The organism is Pseudomonas sp. CBZ-4 (genome assembly GCF_000346755.1).
GTDB lineage: Bacteria > Pseudomonadota > Gammaproteobacteria > Pseudomonadales > Pseudomonadaceae > Aquipseudomonas.
Map to the genome: position 1 here is coordinate 1 of NZ_ANNV01000083.1, position 26,302 is coordinate 26,302.

Annotated in this window: 30 protein-coding genes and 1 tRNA gene; 3 read left to right on the forward strand and 28 right to left on the reverse strand. The window is 58.9% G+C overall.

The features are described from left to right. Positions 1-56 precede the first annotated feature (56 nt). The 11 genes from B348_RS0110145 to B348_RS1000000131910 all read right to left on the reverse strand — a co-directional run bounded on the left by B348_RS0110145 (position 57) and on the right by B348_RS1000000131910 (position 8,778). Positions 57-2,168 (reverse strand): TonB-dependent receptor domain-containing protein, encoded by a 2,112-nt coding sequence (locus tag B348_RS0110145; RefSeq protein WP_017736009.1) that lies wholly within the window; start codon positions 2,166-2,168, stop codon positions 57-59. A 161-nt stretch (positions 2,169-2,329) separates the two neighbouring features. After that, positions 2,330-2,599 (reverse strand): hypothetical protein, encoded by a 270-nt coding sequence (locus B348_RS0110150; protein ID WP_017736010.1) that lies wholly within the window; start codon positions 2,597-2,599, stop codon positions 2,330-2,332. A gap of 113 nt (positions 2,600-2,712) precedes the next feature. Next, a complete protein-coding gene (gene yddG / locus B348_RS0110155; protein ID WP_017736011.1) occupies positions 2,713-3,612 on the reverse strand; it encodes an aromatic amino acid DMT transporter YddG in 900 nt (299 codons plus the stop codon). A gap of 109 nt (positions 3,613-3,721) precedes the next feature. Beyond that, the gene (locus B348_RS0110160; RefSeq protein ID WP_017736012.1) at positions 3,722-4,360 is read right to left on the reverse strand and encodes a hypothetical protein; all 639 of its coding nucleotides are present in this window, start codon (positions 4,358-4,360) and stop codon (positions 3,722-3,724) included. Positions 4,361-4,565: 205 nt separating this feature from the next. After that, entirely contained in the window at positions 4,566-4,862 is a 297-nt protein-coding gene (locus B348_RS0110165) for a putative quinol monooxygenase (protein ID WP_017736013.1), read from the reverse strand. A 174-nt stretch (positions 4,863-5,036) separates the two neighbouring features. Continuing rightward, positions 5,037-5,240 carry a hypothetical protein gene (locus B348_RS01000000129870; RefSeq protein ID WP_017736014.1) on the reverse strand — a complete coding sequence of 68 codons (204 nt, stop codon included), beginning with the start codon at positions 5,238-5,240 and terminating at the stop codon, positions 5,037-5,039. Between the two features lie 71 nt (positions 5,241-5,311). Continuing rightward, entirely contained in the window at positions 5,312-6,469 is a 1,158-nt protein-coding gene (locus B348_RS0110175; protein ID WP_017736015.1) for a GGDEF domain-containing protein, read from the reverse strand. A 98-nt stretch (positions 6,470-6,567) separates the two neighbouring features. After that, positions 6,568-6,972: a hypothetical protein gene (locus tag B348_RS0110180; protein WP_017736016.1), complete on the reverse strand. Its 405-nt coding sequence runs from the start codon at positions 6,970-6,972 to the stop codon at positions 6,568-6,570. Between the two features lie 115 nt (positions 6,973-7,087). Beyond that, positions 7,088-7,636, reverse strand: coding sequence for an adenylate kinase (locus B348_RS0110185; protein ID WP_017736017.1), 549 nt, complete (start codon positions 7,634-7,636; stop codon positions 7,088-7,090). Positions 7,637-7,812: 176 nt separating this feature from the next. Next, entirely contained in the window at positions 7,813-8,007 is a 195-nt protein-coding gene (locus B348_RS1000000130820; protein ID WP_081609220.1) for a hypothetical protein, read from the reverse strand. 273 nt (positions 8,008-8,280) lie between these two features. Beyond that, positions 8,281-8,778, reverse strand: a complete 498-nt coding sequence (locus tag B348_RS1000000131910) for a hypothetical protein (RefSeq protein WP_256204261.1) — start codon at positions 8,776-8,778, stop codon at positions 8,281-8,283. A gap of 747 nt (positions 8,779-9,525) precedes the next feature. Here B348_RS1000000131910 and B348_RS0110195 point away from each other — a divergent pair. Continuing rightward, entirely contained in the window at positions 9,526-9,798 is a 273-nt protein-coding gene (locus B348_RS0110195) for a hypothetical protein (RefSeq protein ID WP_017736019.1), read from the forward strand. A 228-nt stretch (positions 9,799-10,026) separates the two neighbouring features. Here B348_RS0110195 and B348_RS0110200 read toward each other — a convergent pair whose 3' ends face one another. The 7 genes from B348_RS0110200 to B348_RS0110230 all read right to left on the reverse strand — a co-directional run bounded on the left by B348_RS0110200 (position 10,027) and on the right by B348_RS0110230 (position 15,716). Then, positions 10,027-11,181, reverse strand: coding sequence for a Shedu immune nuclease family protein (locus B348_RS0110200; protein WP_017736020.1), 1,155 nt, complete (start codon positions 11,179-11,181; stop codon positions 10,027-10,029). Between the two features lie 181 nt (positions 11,182-11,362). Further along, on the reverse strand, positions 11,363-11,704 hold the full coding sequence (locus B348_RS1000000132195; RefSeq protein WP_050558313.1) for an NUDIX domain-containing protein: 342 nt from the start codon (positions 11,702-11,704) through the stop codon (positions 11,363-11,365). Between the two features lie 20 nt (positions 11,705-11,724). Next, the gene (locus B348_RS0110210; protein WP_017736022.1) at positions 11,725-12,375 is read right to left on the reverse strand and encodes a hypothetical protein; all 651 of its coding nucleotides are present in this window, start codon (positions 12,373-12,375) and stop codon (positions 11,725-11,727) included. A 3-nt stretch (positions 12,376-12,378) separates the two neighbouring features. Continuing rightward, positions 12,379-14,058 (reverse strand): adenylosuccinate synthetase, encoded by a 1,680-nt coding sequence (locus B348_RS0110215; RefSeq protein WP_017736023.1) that lies wholly within the window; start codon positions 14,056-14,058, stop codon positions 12,379-12,381. A gap of 3 nt (positions 14,059-14,061) precedes the next feature. Next, entirely contained in the window at positions 14,062-14,601 is a 540-nt protein-coding gene (locus tag B348_RS0110220) for an AAA family ATPase (protein WP_157356493.1), read from the reverse strand. 449 nt (positions 14,602-15,050) lie between these two features. Then, positions 15,051-15,296, reverse strand: a complete 246-nt coding sequence (locus tag B348_RS1000000131530; protein ID WP_157356494.1) for a hypothetical protein — start codon at positions 15,294-15,296, stop codon at positions 15,051-15,053. Positions 15,297-15,625: 329 nt separating this feature from the next. Next, positions 15,626-15,716: transfer RNA gene (locus B348_RS0110230), tRNA-Ser, on the reverse strand. Positions 15,717-15,868: 152 nt separating this feature from the next. Here B348_RS0110230 and B348_RS0110235 point away from each other — a divergent pair. Then, complete coding sequence (locus B348_RS0110235) at positions 15,869-16,540, forward strand: Bax inhibitor-1/YccA family protein (protein WP_003174664.1); 672 nt, start codon at positions 15,869-15,871, stop codon at positions 16,538-16,540. 62 nt (positions 16,541-16,602) lie between these two features. On the opposite strand, the gene murB is transcribed toward B348_RS0110235, so the two are convergent. From murB to B348_RS0110275, 8 genes are read right to left on the reverse strand one after another with little or no spacing between them, the layout of a single operon-like run. Beyond that, positions 16,603-17,622: a UDP-N-acetylmuramate dehydrogenase gene (gene murB, locus B348_RS0110240; RefSeq protein WP_017736026.1), complete on the reverse strand. Its 1,020-nt coding sequence runs from the start codon at positions 17,620-17,622 to the stop codon at positions 16,603-16,605. Further along, entirely contained in the window at positions 17,619-18,083 is a 465-nt protein-coding gene (locus B348_RS0110245) for a low molecular weight protein-tyrosine-phosphatase (protein ID WP_017736027.1), read from the reverse strand. The genes murB and B348_RS0110245 overlap by 4 nt, the downstream gene beginning before the upstream one ends. Next, positions 18,083-18,847, reverse strand: a complete 765-nt coding sequence (gene kdsB, locus B348_RS0110250) for a 3-deoxy-manno-octulosonate cytidylyltransferase (protein WP_017736028.1) — start codon at positions 18,845-18,847, stop codon at positions 18,083-18,085. Before kdsB ends, B348_RS0110245 begins: the two co-directional genes overlap by 1 nt. Then, positions 18,844-19,029, reverse strand: coding sequence for a Trm112 family protein (locus B348_RS0110255; protein WP_017736029.1), 186 nt, complete (start codon positions 19,027-19,029; stop codon positions 18,844-18,846). The genes kdsB and B348_RS0110255 overlap by 4 nt, the downstream gene beginning before the upstream one ends. Positions 19,030-19,052: 23 nt before the next feature. After that, positions 19,053-20,063 carry a tetraacyldisaccharide 4'-kinase gene (gene lpxK, locus B348_RS0110260; RefSeq protein ID WP_017736030.1) on the reverse strand — a complete coding sequence of 337 codons (1,011 nt, stop codon included), beginning with the start codon at positions 20,061-20,063 and terminating at the stop codon, positions 19,053-19,055. After that, positions 20,063-20,491 carry a biopolymer transporter ExbD gene (locus B348_RS0110265; RefSeq protein WP_017736031.1) on the reverse strand — a complete coding sequence of 143 codons (429 nt, stop codon included), beginning with the start codon at positions 20,489-20,491 and terminating at the stop codon, positions 20,063-20,065. The genes lpxK and B348_RS0110265 overlap by 1 nt, the downstream gene beginning before the upstream one ends. Beyond that, positions 20,488-21,123 (reverse strand): MotA/TolQ/ExbB proton channel family protein, encoded by a 636-nt coding sequence (locus tag B348_RS0110270; protein ID WP_017736032.1) that lies wholly within the window; start codon positions 21,121-21,123, stop codon positions 20,488-20,490. Before B348_RS0110270 ends, B348_RS0110265 begins: the two co-directional genes overlap by 4 nt. Positions 21,124-21,170: 47 nt before the next feature. Then, positions 21,171-23,411 carry a ComEC/Rec2 family competence protein gene (locus tag B348_RS0110275; protein WP_017736033.1) on the reverse strand — a complete coding sequence of 747 codons (2,241 nt, stop codon included), beginning with the start codon at positions 23,409-23,411 and terminating at the stop codon, positions 21,171-21,173. Between the two features lie 147 nt (positions 23,412-23,558). Here B348_RS0110275 and B348_RS0110280 point away from each other — a divergent pair, with 147 nt between their 5' ends. After that, positions 23,559-24,074 (forward strand): DUF2062 domain-containing protein, encoded by a 516-nt coding sequence (locus tag B348_RS0110280; protein ID WP_017736034.1) that lies wholly within the window; start codon positions 23,559-23,561, stop codon positions 24,072-24,074. A gap of 3 nt (positions 24,075-24,077) precedes the next feature. Here the strand turns inward: B348_RS0110280 and B348_RS0110285 are convergent, their stop codons facing one another. Both B348_RS0110285 and B348_RS0110290 read right to left on the reverse strand, forming a co-directional pair. Beyond that, on the reverse strand, positions 24,078-25,448 hold the full coding sequence (locus tag B348_RS0110285) for a sensor histidine kinase (protein ID WP_026136703.1): 1,371 nt from the start codon (positions 25,446-25,448) through the stop codon (positions 24,078-24,080). Next, the gene (locus tag B348_RS0110290; RefSeq protein ID WP_017736036.1) at positions 25,435-26,163 is read right to left on the reverse strand and encodes a response regulator transcription factor; all 729 of its coding nucleotides are present in this window, start codon (positions 26,161-26,163) and stop codon (positions 25,435-25,437) included. The genes B348_RS0110285 and B348_RS0110290 overlap by 14 nt, the downstream gene beginning before the upstream one ends. Positions 26,164-26,302: the final 139 nt, after the last annotated feature.

Genomic DNA, 26,302 nt, shown 5'->3' on the forward strand with positions numbered 1-26,302 from the left:
GGCTCACACAGCTCAACTGTGGGAGCTGGCTTGCCTGCGATGGCGGCCGGTCAGGCTCAGCGCCAGCTCCAGGACACACCGGTGTAGATACCGCGACCATCCGCCGGCGTGGAACGCGCCATGTCCACACCCTTGTCGTCATAGCCCGGTGTGATGGTATTGGCGTAACGCCGGTTGGTGAGGTTGCGCAGGTCGACCCAGGCTTGCCAGTCCTGTTTCGGCGCGTCGTAGCCGAAGGTCGCGCCCACAATCGTGTAGGACGCGGCGTTGTAGGAGTTGGCGTAATCCACTGCCACTTTTGACGAATGCTCGGTGTTGAAACTGCTGTAGAACCCCGTCGGATGGCTATAGCGCAGTTGCCCCTGGTAATAGTGTTTGGGGATGCCCGGCAAGGTGTTGCCGCCGAAGCGGTCGTCGTCGCGGTAGTGGAAGTCACTGAAGGTGTAGGCCTGGCGCAGGGCCAGCTTGCCGTTGCGGCCGCCGTCCCACAGCGGGCTGAGCAGGCCCAATTCGAGGCCTTGGTGGATGGTAGGGCTGGCGTTGTTTTCGGCGACGATGGCGTCTGCCGTGGAGGTCTGAGCCCGGGTCTCCACGGTGAGCAATTCGTGGCGCACTTCGGAGCGGTACAGCGCCAGGTCCCACTGGCCGAACCAGTGTTCACCGCGTCCGCCGACTTCCAGGGTGGTGGCGGTCTGGTTTTTCAGGCTTACACCTTCGCGGGCCATGCCGTTGGCCGGGCCGCTGGTGAAGTACTTGTTGGAACCCCAGATCATCGACCACGCATGCGGCGGCTCGACCGAGCGGCTCAGGTTGCCGTACACCTGCAATTGCGGGTTGAAGTCGTAACGCAGGCCGATGCGCGGCGCGTAGTCCCAGTCGTGCTGGCTCAGCGGCGCATGGGTGTCCGGGTAGGTCACTTCGGTTTCACGGCGGGTGTAGATCGCCGCAAGGCCGGTGGTCAGCCACAGGTCGGGCACCAGTTCCAGGTCGTTGCCGATATGCAGCACGGTGTCGGAGCCCAGGTAGCTGTAGTCGCGGGTCTTGGTGCCGGGGGCATAGGTCGCAGTGTTGCCGGCCGGGATACGCACGTATTCCGCGCCACCGTTGTTGGGCATCGCCTGGGTAGTGCGCAGGCCGATCGTGGTTTTGCTGTCGTGGCCGAACAACGTGTCCTGGCGAATGTAATTGAGGGTGCTGCTGATATCGGTGTAGGCGACTTTCAGGCGAATCGTGCCTTCGCGCAGGTCCATCGGATAGTCGTGATACGCCAGGCCGAACTCGACGCGAGAATTGTCATCCAGTTGCAGGGTGGTCTTGTTGGCGATCCAGGTCGAGCCCGGTTGCAGGCGCTTGGAGTCGCGGGCGGCGTTGAGGCTGTTGGCGGCGCGGGGGTCGTGGCTGATCTGCGCGCGGGTGAGTTTGCCCGGGGTGTCGTTGGTGGTTTCGCGGTAGCGGAAATAGAAACGGGTCTCCAGTTCCGGGCTGAAACGGTAGCCGAAATTGGCCGCCATGCCCTTGCCCGTGGCGGCGCTCTGGCGCTGGTAGCCGTCGGATTCGGAGTCGGTAAGGCTGATGTAGTAATCGGCATCCCCCAGCACCTGGCCGGAGCTGATCTCGCGCTGGGCGTAGCCTTTGCTGCCCGCCTCATAACGCAGTTGCAGCTTGGGCGCGTCATAGCCGGTACGGGTCACGTAGTTGACCGCGCCGCCCAAGGCCAACGCGCCCTGATCAAAACCGTTGGCGCCGCGCAGCACTTCGACGCGGCTTTGCCAGAGCGGGTCTTTCAACTCATAGGGCGTGCCGCCAGGGCCGGTCAGCGGCAGGCCATCGAACATTTCATACAAGCCCGAGCCATGGGAACCGGGGCTGCGGTTCAGGCCCGAACCGCGGATCGACAGTTTCACCCCTTCGTTGTTCGCCGCCTTGGCGTACACCCCGGCCTGGTACTTGAACACGTCCTCGTTGGTGCTGACCCGCCCCTGCTGCACGCTGTTCATGTCGATGTAGTTGGTGCCACCGGGCACACTCTTGAGCTGGGCCTCGGCGATTTCGCCGGCGCTGGCTTCGCTGCTGGTGACTTCGACCGGGGCCAGTTGCAGGTCTTCGGCGTGCACCAGCGAGCTTAAGGTCAGGGCGGCAAACAGGAGCGGAGGTTGGCGCAACAACATGGGGCGGGTCCTTGGAATTCGGGGGGACGTAAAAGGCGGGGCCCAGATGGGAAGACAAGGACGCCCGCCAAGTCACTCCTGATTAACGAACCAGCGCCATGGTGCAACAGGAAAGAATGCCCGGTGCAGGACTTGCAACCGACCCTAAGGAAATAATCGGTCTAACCACGCTGAAAATTCAGCGTCTGCATCAGCTCATCCGCCTCTGAGCCTTGAGTGAACCGAAAGCCAACCATTTCTTCGGTGGCCAGGATCTCAGCAAGGGTTTCGCACAACTGCACTTCCGTGGGCGAATCACGCAGCAGTTTATGCGCAGGCAGTAACAACTCGGCGCAAACGCCTTGAACACTCGCGACGTCAATCACGGCAAACAGGATAAATCGCAGGCGGATTTCGCGCTCAGTCGGCCAACGCGTTTTTGACTTACCCAAGGCAGGCACTCATTTTTAAGAAAAGTCCGAGGCTATTGCCGAGTAGTAAGCGTTTCAAGGCGCCTGTGTGACGTTAGGCCCATTCCTACATAGGAAAGAGAAACAGCGCACTCCTAAACATCACTCGGTCGCGTGCGCGTCGCTTGCCAGCACATCAGCGAGCCTACGGTCACCAACACGGCACCCTGCCAGAACTGTGCGGTCAGGTGGGCCCCCAGCCACACGGCGGCAAATGCCGACGACAACACCGGCGCAGCGTATGAGGCAGTGGCCAGCAGGGTGAGGTTGCCGCGCAGGATGCCCAGGTTCCACAGCGCGTAGCCGCCGGCCATGGCAACGCCGGCCGCGCCCAGTTGCAGGCTGCTGTTGAGGGTGAACGCGGGCAGCACTTCAGTGCTCAGCGCGTATTTCAACCAAAGGACAGCGGCGGCCAGGGTAAAAAACAGCATCACCAGGTTTTGCCCACCGGCGTAGCGCCGGGTGACGTTGCAGTACAACGCGAACGTGACCGCGCAGCCCAGGGCGAGGCTGTAGCTCAGGGGGTTGGTGCTCACGTTGGCGACAAGGGTGGCCAATGCCAGGCCATCACCGCTCACCACCCACACGATGCCAAATAACGCCAGTGCGGTGCCAGGCAGGATCAGCCAGCGGGCTTTCTGCCCATTCATGACAATCGCGAGCAAAACGGTCAGGCAGGGCCACAGGTAGTTCACCACCCCAAGCTCAATCGCCTGGTTGCGAGTGCTGGCGTAACCCAATGCCAGCGACAGGCACAATTCGTACGCCACAAACAGCGCACTGCCCACAATCAGATAGAACCAAGAGGTCGCGCGCACCCGCGGCCGTCCTAGGAACAACACCAACAACACCGCCCCCAAGGTGTAGATCAACGCCGCGCCGCCCAATGGGCCGAACAGTTCACTGACACTGCGGATAAGCCCGGCGGCGGTACTCCACAGGAGAATCGCTACCAAACCGCATGCAGTGGCTGCACGCTCGCTGTTGATCTGCATGGGGACCTCGTGGGTAAAACGGGAGGGATGAAATGCGGCGCAAGCCGTCTATTACGCTGCAACTGGACATTTTTAGCCACACGAATGTAAAGCCGCACAGGTGAGGAGCCTACTGCACCGGCAGAAAATTCATCAGCAACAAGCTCTGCGCATAGTTGACGCCGATACGCCGGTAGCGCTCATCCAGCAGCTGAGTCAACAGGTCGAGCCGCGCAACAATCTTGCCGAACTCCACGGCAAAGCTGAGGTTGCTGCCCTCCTCCGAGATTTCATTGGAAAACAGCAGCAACACCCCGTTGGCATCCTGGCGCTGGCTGAGCAGCCAGGTGGCCTTCTCGATGTTGCGCGCAGCGTTGCTGACGAATTGCGGGTTGATCGAGTCGGTGATGTAGAACTCGGTGCGCCCGCCATGGGCGGTGACGATCATGCTGCCGATCGCATAGATGAAGGCGCCAACCCGGTCGCCGCGAAATTCGGGGCTCAGGGAGTAACTCAATGCAGCCAGGTCGCGACGTTCGCCGAGGGCCGGCAGTGAACGGCGGTTCTCGATCGCCAGGCGGATTTCCCGGGCCGCGCTCACCGCATCCGGGTAACCCGATTGCCGCCATTGGCTGGGGTTGCGCAGGTAGAGTTTGTTCATCAGCAGATACAGGCTTTGCAGGTTGTCGCGCATGCCCAGGGTCGCCATGCGATCGACGCTGGTCTGGAAGAACTCATCCGGCTTGCCGTTGCTGAACTGCTTGGCCATGTCCTGTGCCTGCTGCTGGCTGCAACCGGCGACACACAGCAGGAACGCGGCAACCAAGAGCAGTGGTTGACGCGTCCGGCGACGTTTACATCTGGCTTTCAGGTGATCTATCGGCACCAGGTCTCGCTCTTGTGTCCACGGGGAATGAATGTGGCTGGGTCACAGATAGAGCGGGGAAATGCGAAAAAGTGCGATAGGCGATGGCTTAAACCGCCGGCTCAAGCAGCAAAACCGTGGAAGGCCCGGCGCGGAATGTAGGATTGTGCCGACTGGCTTCTTCCATATGAGCCGTACGGTGGTGGGCTTCCAGCGCGGCTTTTGATGCCCACTTCTCGATCAGCACAAAGCTGTCAGGGTTGCCCGCCACGGGATGCAGGTCGTATTGAATGCACCCCTCCTCAGCCCTGACCAGCGGAGCCAGCGTCTCAAACGCCGCCAACTGGTCGGAACCTCGACCCGGCTGAGTAGTGATAATGACGACAAGCCGTACTTCATCTGACATGGACTACACCCTGCAATGTGGGAAAAGAACCCACAGAGTATGCCAGCCGCGTAGCCGTCGCACAGTCCTACAAAAAGATCGCACCAGGTGCTGTCCTTTCACACCGTTTTCACAGTCAAGCGCTTATGGTCAAACCAGCTCCTAATGAACATCCCTTTTAGCCCGTGCTCCCCATCACGGGCTTTTCTTTGTCTGCGATTTGGTGAAGTTCCGAAAACGGCCCCGGTTATCCCACGCGTAAAACACCACGTGCGGCGCCATCATCACCGCGAACATTCCCCAGAACCCGACGAGGCCCGCGCCATGCAAGGCGCCTCCGATTGCGATAACAATAAAAAGTCCGACCATTCGCAGTGTTTCCGTTTTGATTCCTTTCACGTCACGCCTCCTTGAGTTCGGCCGCAAGAATACCCCGAACACCCACGTGCCACTAGCAGGCCGAGGCGAGCCTAGCCAGGCAGCGGCGGCGCCAACCGCAAGGTATTGCGCCCCATGCCCTTGGCCTCATACAGCGCCGCATCCGCGCGGGCCAGCAGGCTGGCGGCGGTGTCGGACGCCCCTGGCACCCCGCAACACACACCGATACTGATCCGCACCGCAATGCTTGACGCCCCATACCCCGCCGGCGTCTCGGCCAGCGAAGCGCGCAGCTCATCGAGTACCGCCACCGCGCCTTCAGGGCTGGTGCCCGGCAGCAACAGCAGAAACTCCTCGCCGCCATAACGGCCGATGCTGTCGGATTGGCGCAGACGCTGTGACAGGTGCCCGGCACAGTGAACAATCACTTCATCCCCCGCCAGATGGCCGTGCACATCATTGATCTGCTTGAAGTGGTCGATATCCACCATCGCCACCGCCAGACTGGAGCCGTCGCGACGTGCGCGCTCCAGCTCCTTGGCGAACTGTTCGAGGATCGCCCGACGGTTGAGAATGCCGGTCAACACATCGCGCAACGCCAGGTACTGAAAGCGCGATTCACTGCGCTCCTTGGACAGCAACACCAGGCCCAGCGAAATCATCATCGCCGTGAACGTGCCGATACTCACCGAGATGGTTTGCTTGAGGTTGCTGACGTCATAGCGCATTTCCGCCGCACCGCCGCCGAACACCGCCACCACACGCATGCCCAGGCCAATCAGGCTGATGCTCGAGCCAATGATCAACAACAGGCGCGCCCGCCCCTGGGCGGGGATGTAGCGCAGGGTCCAATAGATGATCAACGCGCACTGCAACATCAACACAAAGGTGGCGGCGAGCATGCGCGGTTCCAGGGTGTCGATCAGGCTGGCCATCAACAACGCCATCAGCACCGCAGGCGCAAACGCCCGCCACCAGGCGACAGGCAGCTCAACGATGCGAAACACGCTGGCACCGTAAAAAGCCAACGCCACGGCCAGCAGCGTATTGGCGACGCCGTAGGTAAACCACAACGGCGCATGCCCGTAGAAGGTGTAGCCGATGTAGGCCAAAGCGTGGGCCAGCAAGCCGAAGCCAATGGTGAGCAGGCTGTCACCCCGATTGAACTGGCCGACCAGGATCAGACAAAACGCCATGATCGTCGCCACCAGGGCGACACAGGCAAAAAGCGTGGGGGTATGGGCGATCATGGAGGGCTCACCGGGCGCTGTTGGCAGCTGTTGTGACGGCTAGTCTAGTTGAGCAGGCCCGGTGTCGATATGGGTTTGTCGGTACTGTGTTTTGGGTGCTACAGCGTGATGGACGTCGCGGGATAGAAGAGCGTGTTGAGCACGAACAGCATCATCCAGAAGCCAATTTCCAGGGTTTCGGTAATCGGCTGAATGCGCCTCACCGCGCCATAGACATGCACCACAAACATCAGCGCAAACACCACAAAAAGCACATCGAAGGCGTAGCTGAAATGGGTGCCGGTGGTGACCGAGCGCAGCATGGTGGCTTCCACCACCAGGATGAACGCGCCCAGGCAGCGGCCAAAATAGATCGCCAGGTGCTGGTGCTCGGGAATCGTCCAACGCATGGCGCGCGCCCAAGGGATCGGTGCGATAAATATCGGCAGGGCAAAAAACAGTGTGGTGATCACCATCAGGGTGGTGAGGTAGAGGTGGCTGTATTGGGCGTAGTAACCGAGCATTGTTAGCGTCCTTGTCCGTGGGCAGTGTCGGTTGGCAGGATTGCAGCCGAAAATGCTCAAGTCCAATGGAAACGGGGCTTGCAGGACCAAAGAGAAGGGGCTTGGGTGGGTGGGATTAATACGGAAGGTGGGCGCTGGACAACCCATGAATGACATCCGCAGCCATCTTTTCAGCAGGGCTCATCCCGTCAATCCGCAAGACCGAAGCCGTTTGCCCTGACAGCCACGCTTCATGCCACGCGCGGTTGCGTCCTGAAAAGTTCGGGTCGTCATACTGCGAGGCCCACTCGCGAAAGGCGATGTGTATCTCATGCATATCGCCACCCGGTGCGATCCGTTCGCCAAAACGCGCCTTCTCGCGGGCAGCCAGCCGCTCCAGGCGAACGGGCGTGGGTGTCACAACGAATACAATCAAATCGACAGCGGCAAGCAGCGAATCGCCCCACTCCATGCAGGAGCCGGTCAGCACCCACTCTTCGCCACCGAGTGCTTGCTGGATCAATGACACGCGCTCACTGGCAGGCCGCTTGGTCGTGAACGGCGGGTTGGTGGGCATCCAGTAGAAATCATCGACATCGACGTGGGGTATGACGAACTGGTGGGCGAGGTTTTGGCCCAGGGTGGTCACGCCTGCGCATGAGGCGCCGGTGATGTAAATCCGCATTTATTCCTCCGTGAACGTCAGTGGAGCTTGAGGCCGGGGTGTTTATTTTGCAGGACGTGGCCACCGATCATTCAGCAACTGCCTGATGACTGACAGGTTGGAGATCACCATCCAGACGCAACCGCTCGACAGCACACGAACGCGATGGTCTGACACTGCTCAGTGTGGGCCGAGCCTCAACGTTTATCGTGAACAAACGACGGCCAGGCGCTGAGGAAAAAGATGATGCCGGAGGCCATGACGGTCACCCAGTAATCACTTGGATAAAAAAACTGTCCGGCTATCGAGGCAATATACAAAGTGCCGCCTGTTCGCCGCCGACGTTTGGGGATGAACCACTCATGGAACGCGTCTAGCTTTTTACCGGCCACTACCAATCTCCCTGTTTGATAAGCAGCCACGCATATTACTCACTTTGGTGAGCCACGCCAGCCGGCGAGGCCGGCGCACTGCATCCGTGCGAAAGCGACCAATCAAATTCTTGATCTAGGGGATAGAGACCAGAAACACAAAAGCCCCGCTTTCGCGAGGCTTTCGTTCGAATCTTGGCGCAAACCAGGAGTTCGAAGCCTAGTAGTGCGGCGTCCTGCGAAGCCTTTTTCAGCGCTTCCTTAATGGCAAAAGACGCACTCTAACGTGGATCGTTATTTGGCCTGGCGAAGCACAAGCTGCGACAGACGAGTCTTGACTCGGAAGCAGAATTCACGAATTTGGAACTGATAAGCAGGCATGACCATGTAGTTCAAATCTGAGCCCAGTGAGTCTTTGACTTCCATGTATTTGGCAGTCTTGGCAGCAATGGCTTGGTATTCCGCCTCGTACTTCACGTAAGACGCTTTGTTGTAGAGCTTCAAGACATCCAGCTCTTTACGGCATTGCTCTGCGCGATTCTGGTTCAGGTTTGTGTCTGCTTCGGACTGATCCGCATCCGCTGAGGCAGCGGTTCGGGAGTCATAACTGGCGGCCGCAGGGGCTGCCTCGTACCGCACGGTGTAATTTGGTGGTGTCGAAGGTGCGACTTCAGGTGGTGCTTGCTGGACGACGGCAGGAGCTGGAGTCACTTCAGGCTTTTCTGGAGTTTTCGTCGCGCATCCCGCGAGGGCAAGTCCTACCACTACAACGATGCCACACATTTTATCCATCGGTTTCACCAAAAAGTAATTACGGCTGGCTGAGTCGTTAGGTTCTGGGTAAAAGTAAAAACTCAATGATCGAGTTTAGATTTTCTACCAGACTCAAGGCGCTCAGCCTCTCTTCCTTGAGTACACAGACGAAGGATAGTAGTAAAAAAACAAAGAGATGACGAGAAAAAGCTCGTCAGAAAAGCGACAAATTTGAGGGGATATTTACTGTGGGCCAAGCGGCACATGCACAGCGCAAAGCCCTTCAAATAGGCAAAGTTTAGGAGTGCCTATAAAAACTGTCGCACCTTGCCCAAACCCCAGAAACACAAAAGCCCCGCATTGCGGGGCTTTTGTATGAATCTTGGCGGCAAACCAGGCCGCCAAAGGGCTTTCCATTCGAACATTTCATGCTGACTCAGGCCGCGTCAGGAGGATTCAACGGCCCGAGGTAGATAGGGCTGAAGCCGATATTCGGTTGCGAACACGGTTTCATATTCAGTCATGGCATCCGAGCAAATCGCGTCAGAAACGGGGGTACAGACTGGGGTATCGTATGGAATTAGGGTATGGCGGAGAGGATATCAGTACTTTCACACGCTCCACTGCGGCAGATGCTGTTGGAAATGACAGTTTCTACCCGATCGGACAAAAGACGTGCTGGCTGCCCTGCCCAAGGCGTGAACCGTATACGGTAGTTCCGCACGTATGGATCTGAGCAGGGTGTTGCAGGCAGCGCCTATCGCGCAATCTACCGAAGGAACAGCAATGATCGACACCGTACACAACCAACGTCTAGTAAAGGCCTACGAACTCATTGATTTCATAGGAACGGCTACTGACCTTGAAAGCCTCGTGCTGTTGTTTGGCAGAGCATACGGATACATCGAATCGCTTCGTGACACCAAGGTCTTGCCCAGTGGCACGTTTGCAAACATGGAGAAGCAAGCACGGGGGAACTTCGAAACGATCAACGCCCGCCTAGGAGCCAACGCCCGATCGCCTGAACTCGTAGCTCCATCGTGGAATACTAAAAAGTGAGGCTGGGCTAGGATCCACATTTGAAGGGAAGATCAGTGAACGCAATTGGGCTTGGTTTGGCGGGGTACCTATCACAGAGGGATAGACGATGCTAGAAATGTTGCTTCCATCGTGAAAGAGATGCTCCCTGACAGCACGAGCCGGGCTCAGGAGCCCGAAGAAGCGATGCCTCCTTCAACGGCATGAACGCACAGCTGGATGACGGGTAGCATGCCTTGCATGCGAGCACTAAGCTTCATTCGCTGCGATGATGTGTTTTGCTCGTTCAAAAAGCTCATCGTAAGTCACTATCTCGGGCTGGATTGTATTTCGACGAAATAATTCGAAGCTCCTGAGATGCTCCCGATTGACCCCGTGCTCGCCAACAAACTGCTCTAGGGAACCAATCACCACAAATGCTCTCGGGGAGTAGTTGAAAACTTCTTCAGCGGTGGGATATCCATTATCGTCAGTCAGCCGAACTGACTCCTTCAGAGTTTCTGCTGCAAGGGCCACAGTTCCCTGCACTTGAGCGACCGCGCCTGCAAGCTCATCCGAGGGTGCCCAGCAACCTTCACGATAACTCTTGTTTTTTAAAAGGCGCGTCTTGTGAGTTTTTATTTCGACAAAACAGAGGCTAGACGCCCAAGCCTTTGTCTTCAGAAGCGCATCCACTCTCTTCCCTGGCTGAGCGACATCATTACCTCTGACCGCTTGCTCTAGCTTCTTCCCATCGAGGCCGGACGCATATATGTAGCTAAGGCCGTAGCCGAATATCCAAGGATTTTTTTCAAAAAACTTTTGCCATAGGGCTTCCGGTGTACAGCCTTTCCTTGATTGTATTTTTTGGAAGTAATCTTCATCCTCTAATAGGGACTTAAAGACTTCAAGCTGCTTTTTTCGGTATCCGATTGCGACTACGTCCTGCCTTGTTAGTGAGTTTTTCACGACCTCAGCAATCAGATCTTCGTTTTCCGTGACTAGTTGTTTTGCTTGGAGAGACGTCAGAGCGATTCGTCTCAGCTCTGAATCAGAAATATTGATTTGGCTCCCGCCCTCAAATGCAACCGCTTGGATATTGGCAAGAAACTCACAAAACCTACCAATTTCCTCTCCGACAAACGAGAAACCACTGCCGTACGGTTGCCCGCTTTCCGAACTGAATTTTTGAATCGTCAGAACCTGAATCCTTCGAGTGTCCTCGAGGAACTTAGCCGATATAAAGGTCGCCGCTTCCGGTTTGTGCCGGAGCACAGCTTCGTCACGCTCGCGACCGTACTCATAGCCGTCTACCGATGGCAACACTTTGGACGCGATACGGATAAGCCGCGATTTATCACCAAAGGAGGGAAGCGCGGGACTGATATATGTCTTTCCTGGCTTTGGATTCTGATAGTTATCCATACTCGAAACTCCTCCTGACTTACGTTTAATCGTAAGCCGATCAGACCCTGCCAACAAGTGAACGCTTACCCGCTAAGCCGTATGCTGGGTAACCACACCCTAGATCTGGGCGGTAAGACACTTATCATCGACGTATTAACGATGCGAGATACGTCGCATCGATCGATAAGGAAAAGCTGGGCTAGTAACGAGCTAGGCCTTGGGGCCCGAATATGCGATTGCCCACCACATGCGCAACATAGTAATGCTCGACCTCAAGCACATGACCTCCGTCCGGCATTCGCCAAGGAAACTCCTTCCGAGCGATGCAGCGTCCAATGGATTTGACTTCGGTGCCGGTATCCTCTTGGAGCTCCCGCATAGCGGCGGCTTCAAATGACTCGTCATCCCTTAGCTGCCCCCCGGGCGTAGCCGAGCAGCTCATGCCTGCCCGCGCACCCGTCTTGTAAGAAATTTTAAACAGTAGGAGTCTCCGAGACTGGTTGACTAACAGGATGCGAGAAGCTAAACGGCGTCGCGGCATAATACCTCCGATGGATGACGCTAACCTATGACACCTAATACTTCGCTACCCTTCATCCGTCGAACCCCCACCACAAATTTAGCAATGTCGGGCACAGAGTAATCGACAACAAGCTCAACTACAGTTTTAACCGGCTTTCCTGAACGCTTGATAGGATAATCTGGAATTCTACGGAAAATGTCTGTACCGCGACGATGCGGCATGGGCCAAGTATTGCCCGAGTTCATATGGCACAGCCAAATGGCTTCTGCATATGCGGGAATGAATGTCGCCGAATCCAGAGTCAGGACATCGTGCTCAAGCCTACGATAATCACGAGCGCCAAGCAGACCATGAAGGCGCTTTTCCTCAGCCCAAAAGAAAACTTTGCTGTTGATCAATTCATACCACTGACGGGGTGTCGTCCCGTCGGTGAGGGCCTTGATCAAGCGCCCCTCAGGCATGGGTTTCTGATCACGGAGCACTATGTGGGACGGGTCTCCAGCTCTCACATCCATCTTTTCCCCACGATGTTCGCTCTCGTATCGAGCTCGGTCGCCACCTCCCACTGCGAGGTGATCCAGGACTGCTGTGGCACTCATCAAACCGCGCGTGCGAATGCTGTCCCAGGCGCCGCATTCGGCCATGTGGTAAACCCGAGGGTAAAGCTCGATCAACTTGCCCAGATCCATTGATTATCTCCTGTCAGAACGTGCAGTCCAGTTACGTCGATCGATCAGCGATCGCAAATCACAGGGGTCTGGGTCTCGGGTAAACCGCGTGTTGATTAGAGACACAGGCGCCTGGGATACGCGTTCAAGCTCCTCCACAAACTTGATCGTATCCGAATGCAGCTGTTCGAATCGACGAGCGTTACGATTTGTGGCCTTGAGGTAATCCGCAAAGGTCAGAACAATGTCCGTTGGTGCGTTGAGGGCGCACGCCTTTCGGAATTGATCCCACTCGAACCAGCCAACCTTCCGGTTACGGTTTGTTGTGGACGTTTTCTCAGCGGTGTTCAAAGCGTCGGCCTCAAGATCTGCAAATTGTGCAATTTCATCAAAAGTCGTCGGAAGCTTGAGCCTTCCCGAGATGTAGCCCTCGCTGCCATCGGGGTCGCCAACACGGATGGGCATGGGCCGAATGACCATTAGAATTTTTCGGACTCTGCTGGGGGATATCCCTGCCTCAGCGAGACATCCCGCAACATTGGTGTCCCGGGAGGTCACGTACGGATAGTCGCCATGAAAAATGCTCAATCCACTGCCCTGGGTACCTTCCAGCAGGATAGATTGACCACTGCGGTAAGCCTCCTCCAGACGGTCGGATGTAGAACCACGATAGTTTCCCGGAGTTCCCACGTACAGTCGCAGCTCATCTACATCCTTGGCCAACCTAATCGTCGCCTTACCCCGACTCAAAATGCGCCGTGCAGCCGCAGCACCGCTTCCACTGCCGGTCGAGGCGATGGTGGAGACTAGATGCACTTGTTCTGCCTCACGGTCTGTTTCTTCAATGATGGTTGCTTGGGGATCAATGAATAAGCGATCTGGGCCGATACCACATTCACTGATCTCTCTCAAAAGCCCAGGTAAATGAATTGTCATGCCAGGGCCTAAAAGCAGTCGCGCTGTCACATCACGCGATCCTGACGGCAAGTGATGATAAGTGAACGTGCCGACGGCACTCGCTACGGTATGCCCTGCGTTTGGGCCACCGACGCGAACCATCACATCGTATTCACGCGCGAGGTACGCAACGATATTGCCTTTGCCCTCGCTTCCGTACTGCCCGCCAATGAGCACATCTACACACCTGATGCCGGGTGGTGTGTATAGATGCAAACGGGCAGCGACTCGCACGAGCGTGTCATTCGAGTCGGAGCGTTCGGTGTAGATACGGACGTCGGCATCATCTTTTAGCGCTTGGATTTCCGATTGATCGCTGAGTTGATTGACCTCGTCATACGGGGATGGATCGGACTCGCCCTCGACTCGCTTTGCGTAACGCTCGTGCAGCGTAGGGTCACTCGCGTAGAGGTGAACATGCACGAGATCGGCTCCGAAGGCCTGTCGAAACTGCAGCACCTGTTCGAGCGTATTCAGGTGATCAACAACTAACGGTCGGCCAGCCTTTTCCTTGTCGCACATAACAAGGGTTTCCAGAAGCATCCACTGGTCGGAGTCGACATCATCGAGTTCGCGCCGCCGATCAAGCATCTCTGGTTGTTCCATCCGTAGACGCCACTGAGGGTCATCAATGAATCGGCGATTGCTGACCACGGCAAAACCAAATTCCTTTTCCAACAAACTGGCCAATCCACTCTTGCCGCTACAAGTCTTGCCGCTAATCACCACAATCTGCCGAGCTTCCATGTACTACGTCTCCCAGATATTCATGATCTGATCTGCAATTTCCAACGGGGTGTACTCTTCAGTGTCCAAAACTTTGTCTGCAAAACCTGCCAGCGAACGAGCACTTTGCTCGTTCGGGTGTAGTACGTTTGCCTGGTAGTCTTCGAGATGGCTTATGCCCCGCGCAGCGTACCGCTGGCTCAGAACTGAATCTGGCGCAACGATATGCACGTGCCTCACCGCATTGCCAAAACGGAGCCTGAACAGCTCGACCTGTTTGGGCTTGCGGACTGCATCCAACAGCCAGTTATCGACAGCTGGCTGGGCTTTAAGCGCCGGGATCGCAACAGACTCGATGAGCCAGGAGAAGTCAGTTGCTCTGTCGAGAGCGTCCCCCAGTTCTTGAAGGTTACGGCGATCAAGTGGCTCATTGCGCACCGCCAATTGCGCCCGCAGGAAGGAGCCAGTGCTGATAGGAACAAACCCATATAATTCTTGGAGCGCGGCAGAAAGGGACGTTTTGCCACTGGCCATCGGGCCGCTTAAAAGAAGTAAGCGTCTCATGTGACAACGATCCCTGTATGGCAAATCAATATCACGATGAAGCTTAGCTGGCTCGGTTAAATTCGCGAGTTTTTTTTCTAACTACAAGTCGGCGTTAAACTCGACGGACTTTATATAAACAGATCACGCGGCGTCACTCGACGATCGTGATTTACCAGCAACGGAAGAACACCTCAATGCGCCGGCTACCAGAAAACCGCGGCTTCACGTTTCCAGCCTCTATGCAGCGATTCATTGACAGCCTGGTAGCCGTGCTCCGCGACGCGTGCTGCGTGATGACGGAACACTTTTGGTCAACATGGGTGACACATGTCGCCGTTTATGTGGAATAGAAAATCTATAGAAAAATACGCATATTTTTACGCTGAGCGTCATTCTGGAGCTGAGCGGAGGAGGTGTCTCGGGCTTTGAATTGTGCTGTCAGAAGGGAGCAAATATTGGTGTTGCGCTCAGTCTCCGCGGCCGTCATTCAGCCAGGATAGAACCCAGACCCCTATCCCAACAGGGACGGCATAAGCAACAGCCCCAGGAAATAAACCCGAAATATCAGACCAACCAAGTTGCCATACGCCAGCTTTATAGTAATTAATGGAAGCCCCCATAAATGTCGCAACAACACCCACCAAAAAAAATAAAAATACTACACATATCAAAAGCAATATAAATGCTTGAAACCTCGATTTAGGCTTAATCACTTCTTGTCTCCCAAGGAACCTATCTCGCCGCCAACTGTTTCGAAGCCGTATGCACCGATGGTGTTGCCTATAATATCCGCCCAAATGCAACAAGCGAAATTCTGGATCTCGATGATGCCAGCCGCCTCCTGGGGCACACGGACAAGCGCAACACAGAGACGATTTACCAGCGGGTCGGCGAGATCATAAAGCCAACTCGCCGACCACGAATCTGGCGGAGATGCGGAAACAGCCTGAAATGATGCGGAAACGATCCGAAGCTCTAGCCTGGGCATTCTCAGATGCCAGAAACACAAAAGCCCCGCATTGCGGGGCTTTTGTTTGAATCTTGGCGGGAAACCAGGGATTCGAACCCTGGGAACGCTATTAACGTTCGCCGGTTTTCAAGACCGGTGCATTCAACCACTCTGCCAATTTCCCTTTTGCATCACAGGATTAGAGTAGACCATCCTGTCTCAGCGGGCGCCATAATACCCGAATGAAACACACTGTCAAACTCTTGGCATCGCTTGTTACAGAGCGTCTGTTATGATCTTTGCGACTGAACGTTTCAAAACTGAAGGAGTGTCGCCATGCGCGAACAGAATTACGCAGTGAATGGTAACGCGCAGGCTGAGCAGCTTGAAGTCAGCCGCGTGTTGCGCAACACATACGGCTTGCTCGCCCTTACCCTCGCATTCAGCGGCGTGATGGCGTTCGTGGCGCAGCAGATGCGCGTTGGCTATCCGAATATCTTTGTCGTGTTGATCGGCTTCTACGGTCTGTTCTTCCTGACCAACAAACTGCGTGACTCGGCCTGGGGCCTGGTGTCGGCATTTGCCTTGACCGGCTTCATGGGTTTTATCCTCGGCCCGATCCTTAACCGTTACCTCGGCATGGCCGGCGGTGCGGAAGTGGTCAGTTCGGCGTTTGCCATGACGGCGCTGGTGTTTGGTGGTCTGTCGGCCTACGTGCTGATCACCCGCAAGGACATGAGCTTCCTGGGTGGCTTCATCACCGCGGGCTTCTTCGTGTTGCTGGCGGCCGTGGTCGCAGGCATGTTCTTCCAGATCAGCGGCCTGCAACTGGCGATCAGCGCGGGTTTTGTGCTGTTCTCCTCGGTGTGCATCCTGTTCCAGACCAGCGCCATCATCCACGGCGGTGAGCGTAACTACATCATGGCGACCGTCAGCCTGTATGTGTCGATCTACAACCTGTTTATCAGCCTGTTGCAGATCTTCGGCATCATGAGCCGCGACGACTGATCCACTAACGCAAAAAAAATGCCCCGCATCGAAAGATGCGGGGCATTTTTGTTTTCGAGGGATCAGTACTGGTTGGGCTCCATTTCCAGCTCGACCTTGAAATGCTCAGCAATGTCTCGCTGGATACGCAGCGCCAGGTCTGCAATATCGTGCCCTGTGGCAGCACCATAGTTGACCAGCACCAGCGCTTGCAGCGCGTGTACGCCGGCATCACCGTCCCTGAAGCCCTTCCAGCCGGCCTTGTCGATCAGCCAACCGGCGGCGAGTTTCATCTGGCCGTCAGCCTGCGGGTAGGCCACCAGGTCTGGGTACAGCGCCTGCAGCTCGGTCGCGAGCACCTGGGATACCAACGGGTTTTTGAAGAAGCTGCCGGCATTCCCCAGTTCTGCCGGGTCTGGCAGTTTTTCGCGGCGGATGCTGCAGATGGCGCGGCTCACATCGCTCGGCGTCGCCTCAGTGATCCCCTGCCCCGCCAGGCGCTGCTGCACCGGGCCGTAATCAAGCTTGAGGTGGCGGGTGCGGCTCAAGGCGAAACGCACACGCAGGATCAGCCAGCGCCCGGTTTCGTGCTTGAACAGGCTGTCACGGTAGGCGAAGTTGCATTCTTCCAGGCTGAAATCCCGCAGTTCGCCGGTGTGGCGATCCAGGGCGGTGAGGCCGGCGAATACGTCCTTGATCTCGACACCATAGGCGCCGATGTTTTGCATCGGTGCCGCGCCAACGGTACCTGGGATCAGGCTGAGGTTTTCCAGGCCGCAAAAACCTTGCTCCAGGGTCCACAGCACAAACGGGTGCCAGGCTTCGCCTGCTTCGGCTTCGACCACCACAGACTTGCCGTCATCGTGCAGCACCCGGATCCCCTGGGTGGCCATGCGCAGCACCAGCGCCGCAATGTCCTGGGTCAGCAACAAATTGCTGCCGCCGCCGATTACCAACAACGGCAGCGCTTGCGTGACCGCGTAGGCCAAGGCCTCACGGACGTCCGCATCGCTGTGGGCCTCGGCAAACAGCTGGGCGCGCACGTCAATGCCAAAGCTGTTGAAGGGCTTGAGGGATACCTGCGAGAGCACTTGCAAGGTCATAACCGCCCCTTGATTTCGATCACCAATAAATCACAGGCTTGCTCGATCAGGTCCAGGACCCGTTCGAAGCCCTGTTCGCCTTCGTAGTAAGGGTCTGGCACCTCGTCAACCTCAGCGTCATAGCGACGCAGGAACAAGTCCAGCTGTGCCTTGCCCTGTCCCGGCTGCAGCGCCTTCAGGTTACGCAGGTTGCTGTGGTCCATGGCCAGGATCAGGTCGTAGCGGGCAAAGTCGGCACGGCTGACCTGTTGCGCACGCTGCGCCGACAAGTCGTAACCGCGTGCCAACGCGGCACGCTGGCTGCGCTGGTCCGGTGGGTTGCCGACATGCCAGTCCCCCGTGCCGGCGGAGGCGACCTCGACCCGCCCAGCCAGACCCGCGTCGCGCAATTTATGGCGCAACACACCTTCGGCCGTTGGCGAGCGGCAGATGTTGCCCAGGCAGACAAACAGGACTTCCATCACGCCCCCAGCAGGCGACGAACGCGCTCAAGGTCTTCCGGCGTGTCCACACCCGCAGGCGGCGCTTCCAGGGCATCGCCCACGTGGATGCGCACGCCGTGCCACAAGGCACGCAGTTGTTCCAGGGATTCGGTGTTTTCCAGCCAGCACGGGCCCCAGCTGACGAAGTCATGCAGGAAGCCGGCGCGGTAGGCGTAAATGCCGATGTGGCGGCGGTACGGCACGCCTTCCGGCAACAGGTCTGGCTGTTTGGCAAAGGCGTCGCGCGCCCAAGGCAGGGTCGAGCGGCTGAACGTCAGCGCCAGGCCGTTGATGTCGCTGACCACTTTCACCACGTTCGGGTTGAACAGGGTGTTGATGTCTTCGATCGGCTCAGCCAGCGTCGCCATGCGCGCTTCGCCGTGGGCCGCGAGGTTGGCGGCCACCTGGTCGATGACGCTTGGCGGGATCAGCGGTTCGTCGCCTTGCACGTTGACCACGATGGCGTCGTCGGCCAGGCCCAACTGCGTGGCCACTTCGGCCAGGCGATCGGTGCCGGAGTTGTGGTCTTCGCGGGTCAGTACCGCTTCAGCACCAAAACCTTGGCAGGCGGCGATGATGCGCGGGTCATCGGTGGCGACCACGACCCGTTCAGCGCTGCTTTTGCAGGCCTGCTCCCACACCAGCTGGATCATCGGCTTGTTGCCGATCAATTGCAGCGGCTTGCCCGGCAGGCGCGTCGAGGCAAAACGCGAAGGAATGACAACGGTAAAGGCGGTGGTCATTTATCCAGGCGCTCATCGGAGGTCAGGGTGCGGGCTTCGCTTTCCAGCATGACCGGGATGCCATCACGGATCGGATAGGCCAGGCCGGCGCCTTTGCTGATCAGCTCGGTTTTGTCGGCGCTGAGCTTGAGCGGGCCTTTGCAGATCGGGCAAGCGAGGATGTCGAGCAATTTGGTGTCCATGAGTGTTTCCTGGAAAGAAGCAGTTAAGGCAAGAGACGGGCGGGCAACAGGCGCATCAGCTGCGTGTCGAACCAGGCGACGAACGCCGGCGACGGCACCGCATCCACCGCAAGGTACCACCAGTCGGGCTGGGCAAAGGCGCGGCACTTCACCGCGTCCTTCTCGGTCATGACCAGCGGCAATGACGGCGTAAAATTCAAGACCTCTGCGCTGTAGGGCGCATGGTCGGCAAACGCATGGGGTATCGCCTGCCAGTGTAGCGTTTCAAGGGTGTTGAAGAAACGTTGCGGGTTGCCGATACCGGCCACCGCATGGACCTGCTGGCCCACCGCAAAATACTCGACCGGCTGGCGCTCCCCGGTTTGCAGGTTAACCAACGCCGTGGGTTGCAGGCGAAAGGCAAAGCCATCTTCGCGATCGGCGGCGGCGCCGTTATAGAGCAGCGCATCCACACTTTGCAGGCGCTCCACCGGCTCGCGCAACGGCCCGGCCGGTAGACAACGGCGGTTACCGAGGCCGCGGGCAGCGTCGATCAGCACCAGTTCAAGGTCGCGGGCCAGGCGATAGTGTTGCAGGCCGTCATCGGACAGGATCAGGTCCAGGGTTTCACTGGCCAGCAGCGCCTGGACCGCACGGCTGCGGTCGGGGTCGATCATCAGCGGCACACCGCAGCGTTGCACGATCAGCAACGGCTCATCGCCCGCCACGTCAGCGCTGTGGCTGGCTTCGACCCGCCACGGCAGTTGCGGCGGCTTGGCGCCATAACCACGGCTGACCACGCCCACCCGCAACCCGCTGCGGCGACAGTGCTCGATCAACCACAGGATCAGCGGCGTCTTGCCGGTGCCACCTACCGTGATATTGCCGACCACCACCACCGGCACGGGCGATTGGTAGATCTGGCCCTCGCCCGCCAGGAAGCGCGCGCGTTTGCCCTGCACCACCCGGCGATACAGCGCCTCCAGCGGACGCAGCAACGTGAGCGCCGGATGCCCTTCATACCAGGCCTTGAGTAAACGATCAGACATGGCCATCAGGGTTGGCTCGCCGCCTCGACCGTGGTCATGCGCAGATGGCTGAAACCGAGCTTGCCGGCCGCATCCATCGCCGTGATCACGGCCTGATGCTGGGTCTTGCCATCGGCACTGATGGACAGCGGCATCTTGGTGTCGCCGCCGGACTCTTTCTGCAGGGCGTCCATCAGGCTGGCGAGGTCGTTCTTCGCCAATAACTGGTTATTCACCGAAAACACGCCGTCGGCGCTGATGGCGATGTCCAGTTGCTTGACCTGCTGGTCTTCTGCCGGCGAACCGCTGACCGCTTCCGGCAAATCGACGCGCAGCTCGGTCTGGCGGGTGAAGGTGGTGGTGACGACAAAAAACAGCAGCAGGATAAACACCACGTCGATCAGCGACGCGAGGTTGATATCAACGTTTTCCCGTTGCTTGCGGCGAAATTTCACGCTCGGCCCTCGACCAGGTCCACATCACGGTCGCCCTGCACCACTTCCACCAACTTGATGGCTTCCTGCTCCATGCCCACCACCAGCTCATCGATGCGCCGTTGCAGGAAACGGTGGAAGAACACCGAAGGAATACCAACCATCAGGCCAGCGGCGGTGGTGATCAACGCCTTGGAAATACCACCGGCGAGCACAGCGGCGTTGGTGGTCATGCCCGAGCCCATGAACGAGCTGAAGATGTCGATCATGCCCAGCACGGTGCCCAGCAAACCGAGCAATGGCGCCATGGCGGCGATGGTGCCGAGGGCGTTGATATAGCGCTCCAGTTCATGAATGACCCGGGCGGCGGCCTCTTCGATGCACTCTTTCATGATCTCGCGACCATGCTTGGAGTTGGCCAGGCCAGCGGCGAGGATCTCACCCAGGGGCGAATTGGCCCGCAGCTCCTTGAGTTTTTCCTTGTCGAGCTGTTTGCTCTTGATCCAGCCCCAGACCTGCCCCAGCAGATGTTCGGGGGTGACGCGACTGGCGCGCAGGGTCCACAGGCGTTCGGCAACGATGCCGAGTGCGGCGATAGAACTCATGATGATCGGCAACATCATCCAGCCGCCGGATTTGACCAATTCCCACACAGTGAATGTCCCCTCGAAAAAGTGCGCCACTTTACCATATCGGTACGTCAGCGGGGTTCGCCGACCACAGGCGCCGAGGGTAACGCTTCGCGCCAGAAGCGACGTTGACTGCGCGCAACAACCGGTGGCGCGAAGGCGCCCAATTGCAGGCGCACGGCACCTTGCTCGGCGCTGTCGTAGATACGGCTGCCCAGCGCCTGATATCGCTCTATCACTTGCGGGTGGGGATGCCCGAACGCATTGCCACGACCTCGGGAAATCAGCACCGACTTGGGCGAAAGTCGCTGCACAAAGGGCCAGGACGAAGAGCTGCGACTGCCATGGTGGGGCGCTTGCAGCCAATCGGTTGGTACCGCCAGGGGCGATGCGAGCAAAGCCTTTTCGGCGGCGCGGTCGATATCGCCGGTCAGCAACAGGCGCTCGCCACCGGCCTGAACCTGCAACACGCAGGACTTCGCATTGCCTTCAACAGCATCAGGCCATTGCCATAGCTCAAACACCACGCCATCCCATTCCCAGCGCTCACCGCTCACGCACGGCCGGGTGCCGAGAAACGCCGGCAACCCCTCGGTCTCGCCACCCACCACGCGGCGGACGGCCAACCCGCGCGCCACCGCCGCCGCGCCGCCAGCGTGATCGGCATCCCCATGGCTGAGCAGCATCAGGTCCAACTGCCCTACCCCGAGTTTTTTCAAGGCGGGCAACACCACCTGCGCACCCAGATCAACCATCCCCGAACGCGGGCCAGCGTCGTACAGCAAGGTGTGGTGGCGGGTACGCAGGATCAACGCCTGGCCCTGCCCCACATCCAGTTGCAACACGTCCACCTGGCCATGGGGCACCGGCTCCCTGGGCGGGCACACCGCCAACAGCAGCATCGGCCAGCCCAGCAGCCGAAATGGCACGCCTTTGGGCAGCAGCAGCAACACCGCGCCCAACAGGCTGATCAGCCAGTACCCCAAGGGGACTTCGCCGGGAACCCAGGCCGGCACTTGCCCGGCCAACAGTTCAAGGCCCTTGAACAGCCCATCAAGTGCACCGCCCGCCAACCACAACAGCCCCTCGCCCAGCCATGGCACCGGCAACAGCGCCGTCCCCAGCAAGGACAACGGCAACACCACCAGGCTGATCCACGGCACTGCGAACAGGTTGGCCAACGGCGCACTGAGGCTGATGGGCAACCCAAGCACCAGCAAGATCGGCAACAAACCGATAGCAATCAGCCACTGCGGACGGGTCCACACGTGCCAGAAACTCCACGCCCCCAAACGCCCACCGAACGCCAGCACCAAGACCGCAACCGCCGCAAACGACAACCAGAACCCCGCTTGCAGGCTGGCCAACGGCTCAAGCACCAACACCCCACTGAGCGCGAGCAACAACGGCCACCACACCCCCAAGTGGCGAAACCGCAAACGCCACAACAGCCCCAGCCCGACCATCACGCAGGCGCGTTGCACCGGCACGCCGAACCCCGCCAGCAAGCCGTAACCCAACGCCGCAGCAAACGCCAGGCCACAGGCCCACGGCAGCCAAGGCAAGGTTCGCGGCCAGCAGCCGTAGCGTGCCAGCCCGGCGATCAGCCCGTAGATCAGGCCCGAGAGCAAGCCAATGTGCTGGCCGGAAATCACCAGCAGGTGCACCGTGCCAGTGGCCTGCAACACCCGCCAATCCTGCGGTGCCAGCCCAGAGCCGTCGCCCAGCACCAGCGCGGCCACCGCCGCTTCACGGCCCTGGGCATCCACGGCCAGCAGGCGCTGGCGTACGTTGTCGCGCCAGGCATTGCGCGCCGGGGCCAGGCGCACGCCATCCTTTACCGAGCCAGTGGCGCCAATGCGCTGGGCCAGCAGCCAGGCTTCGCGGTCAAACCCATGGAAATTGAGCAACCCGGAGGGCCGCTTGAGGGTGACCGCCAGGCGCCAGCGCTCACCGCTGTGCACCGGCGGCCCGCCGTGCCAGGACACCTGGATACGCTTGGGCAAGCGGGCATTGCGCGACCGACTGTCGGCCAGCTCGAAACGCACACCGCTGCCCGTCTGCTGCGGCAACCCGACGACACGCCCCTCCAGCCAGCGCGTCTGCCCGTCCAGTGCCGGCCGCAGCCGATCATCCAGCGCCCACTGCGCGCTCAGGCACGCCCAACTCAAGCCGAAAAGGAAGAACGCCAGCCAATAGGTGCGAAACGGCAACAGCATCAACGCCACCACCGGCATGGCCAGCAGCCAGCCGACCGGTGGCAATGCCGGCAAATAGCGCAACGCCAGCAGCCCCAGTGCAAACGCGAACATCCCTGCTCTCATGGATCATCCCTTTCAAGTGATCCATTCAGTCTTAGCCGGACGCGCAGCACGGCCTATGATGTTTTGTCACAAAGTCTGAATTTTCTGTTTATAGAATGCGGGCATACTTGCCCCTCGAACTGACCTGGACCCCTTATGCCTCGGCGCTTATTCAAACGCTACATGCCCGACCCGACCAGTATCAGGGAACACAAGTCCTTACGATTCCTCGGCACCTTGCTGCACGACCCCAACCTCTGGCACCTGAATCGGCACTCGGTGGCGCGGGCCATGGCCGTGGGTTTGTTCGCGGCATTTATCCCGATCCCCTTGCAGATGCTGTTGGCGGCCGTGCTGGCCATTGCGGTGCGCGGCAATATGCCCATCGCCGTCAGCCTGGTATGGCTGACCAACCCGATCACCATGCCGGTGGTGTTTTTCTGCACCTACCTGACCGGCGCCTGGCTGATGAATGTACCGCCGCGCAGCCTGCCGGACGACCTGACCTGGGAATGGATCAGCGGCCAACTGAGTACTTTGTGGCAGCCGTTCCTGCTGGGTTCAGTGGTGCTGGGCTTGGTGCTGGGCGCCCTGGCCTACTGCCTGACCATGCTGTACTGGCGCTGGTGGGTGGCCCACCAATGGAAGAAACGCAAACAACGGCGCGCTTGAGGCCTAACGCGCCCGCAAGCGCAGGTGCACGCGCAGGCCCAGCCCGGTGTTTTGCGCCCACAGGCTGCCCTCCTGGCGTTGCACGGCATTACGCGCGATGCTCAAGCCGAGGCCAAAGCCGCCGTCGCCGGGGCGCGAGCCGTCCAGGCGGGTGAACGGCGCAAAGATCCGCTCCAGGTCCTGTTCCGCGATGCCGCCCCCCTGATCCTCCAGCCACAGATGCCAGTAATCGCCCTCGCGCCGCCCGTCCAGGCTGACCACACCGTCGGCGGGAGAATGGCGGATGGCGTTGCGCACAATGTTTTCCAGGGCCTGGGCCAATGCGTTCAAGTTGCCGCGCACCCAGCAATCTGCCTCCAACAGGCACGGCAGGCGCGATGCCGGCCAATCGCTTTCGAAACACGCGTTCTCCCGCAGCATGTCCCAGAGCGCCTGCAACTGGATGCCTTCCTCAGGCAGCGGCGCACGCTCGGTGTCCAGCCAAGCGAGTTGCAGGCTGTCCTCCACCAGGCGTTGCATGGCGTCGATCTCCCGACCCAAGCGCTCTCGCAGTTGCGTCAAATCCTGCTCACTGTCACAGGCCACCCGCAAGCGGCTTAAAGGGGTGCGCAACTCGTGGGACATGTCCCGCAGCAACTGCTGCTGCAACACCACAGTGCCTTGCAGGCGCTCGGACATATGGTCAAAGGCCCGCCCCAGCTCGCCCAACTCATCCTGGCGGCTGATGGCCGCGTGGGACAGCCGCGTATTCAACTGATCGGCACGCCAGGCGTTGGCCTGCTCGCGCAGTTGATTGAGGGGCATGATCAGCAAGCGATACAGGCCAATGCACAGCAACAAGGTAAACAGGCCCGGAATCACACCGTTGGTCACCACGCGCCAGAACAACTGATAGCGCCCCGGCATGAAGCGTTGGGGCAACTCGATGACCAGGGAGCCCGCCGACGGGTCCACCGGAAAGGGGATTTTCAACCACGGCAAACCCTGCACATGCCGGCTGACGGGCCAGTCGAGCCCGCGCAGGGAGGTGAGGCGCTGGCTTTCCTTGTCGGTCAGCGGGTAGCTGCTCAGCGATTGCAGGTCATTGCCAATCACGCCGATCCAGGTGCGCTCACGCTTGCCCATCGCTTGCAGCCAGGCGTCGACACCGGCATGGCCGCCGCGATTCCAGGCCTGCTCGGCACTCACGGCGTAACCACTCAAGGTGATCCGCGCTTCGTCGGACAGGTACTGGTTCTTCTGCTCCATGTACCGGCCCCAGGACCAACTGAGCCAGATCATCAGCAAACAAAAGGCGATCAACAGGCAGGCCAGTTTCCAGAATAACGAGTGCTTGCCCGGCAACCGCGTCAAGGGGTGCTCAAAGAATCTCATCGGCACCGCTCAACACGTAGCCCTTGCCCCACACCGTGCGCACTTCCCGCTCGCTGTAGCCGATGGCCTTGAGCTTGCGGCGGATCTGGCTGATGTGCATGTCGAGGCTGCGGTCGTGGGGCGCATAACCGCGCTGCAGCACATGCTGATATAGGAAGGCTTTGCTGAGGACTTCTTCGCCGTTGCGGTGCAGGGTTTCCAGCAAGCGGTATTCGCTGCGGGTCAGCCCGGCCCACTGCTCCTGGTAGAACACGTCACACAGTTCATCGTCGAAACGCAGGGGCCGCAGGTCGTCGCGCAACGGCGCAAGGCTCGGCAACGGGCGCCGGTCGAGGGCGACGCGACGCAGGATGGCTTCGATGCGCACGCGCAATTCGATCATGCTGAACGGCTTGGGCAGGTAGTCGTCGGCCCCCAGGCGAAAACCGCTGATACGGTCGGCTTCGGCCCCCAAAGCCGACATCAGGATGACCGGGATCGAATGGCTCTGGCGCAAATGCGTGAGGATCGACAAGCCATCCATGCCCGGCAGCAAGATGTCCATCAACACCACATCGAACGCCTGGTCGCGGGCCATCTCCAGGCCTTGCTGGCCGTTCTGGCACCAGGTGACCTGGAAGCCGCAACGCCCCAAATGCTCGTGGACATAGGCACCCAGCACAGGGTCATCTTCGATGGTCAGGATACTGGGTAGGCCAACTACTGCGGGATTCATTAGCGTCTGCAAGTCATTCTCAATGACTGATTATTCAAGATTAACCCGCCACAGGCAATCGCCATCCGGCCGCCAATGGCCCGAAGATTGCCGCCTGTCATTAATTTGCAAGATTCCAGGGCGTGCAAATGGCTACACT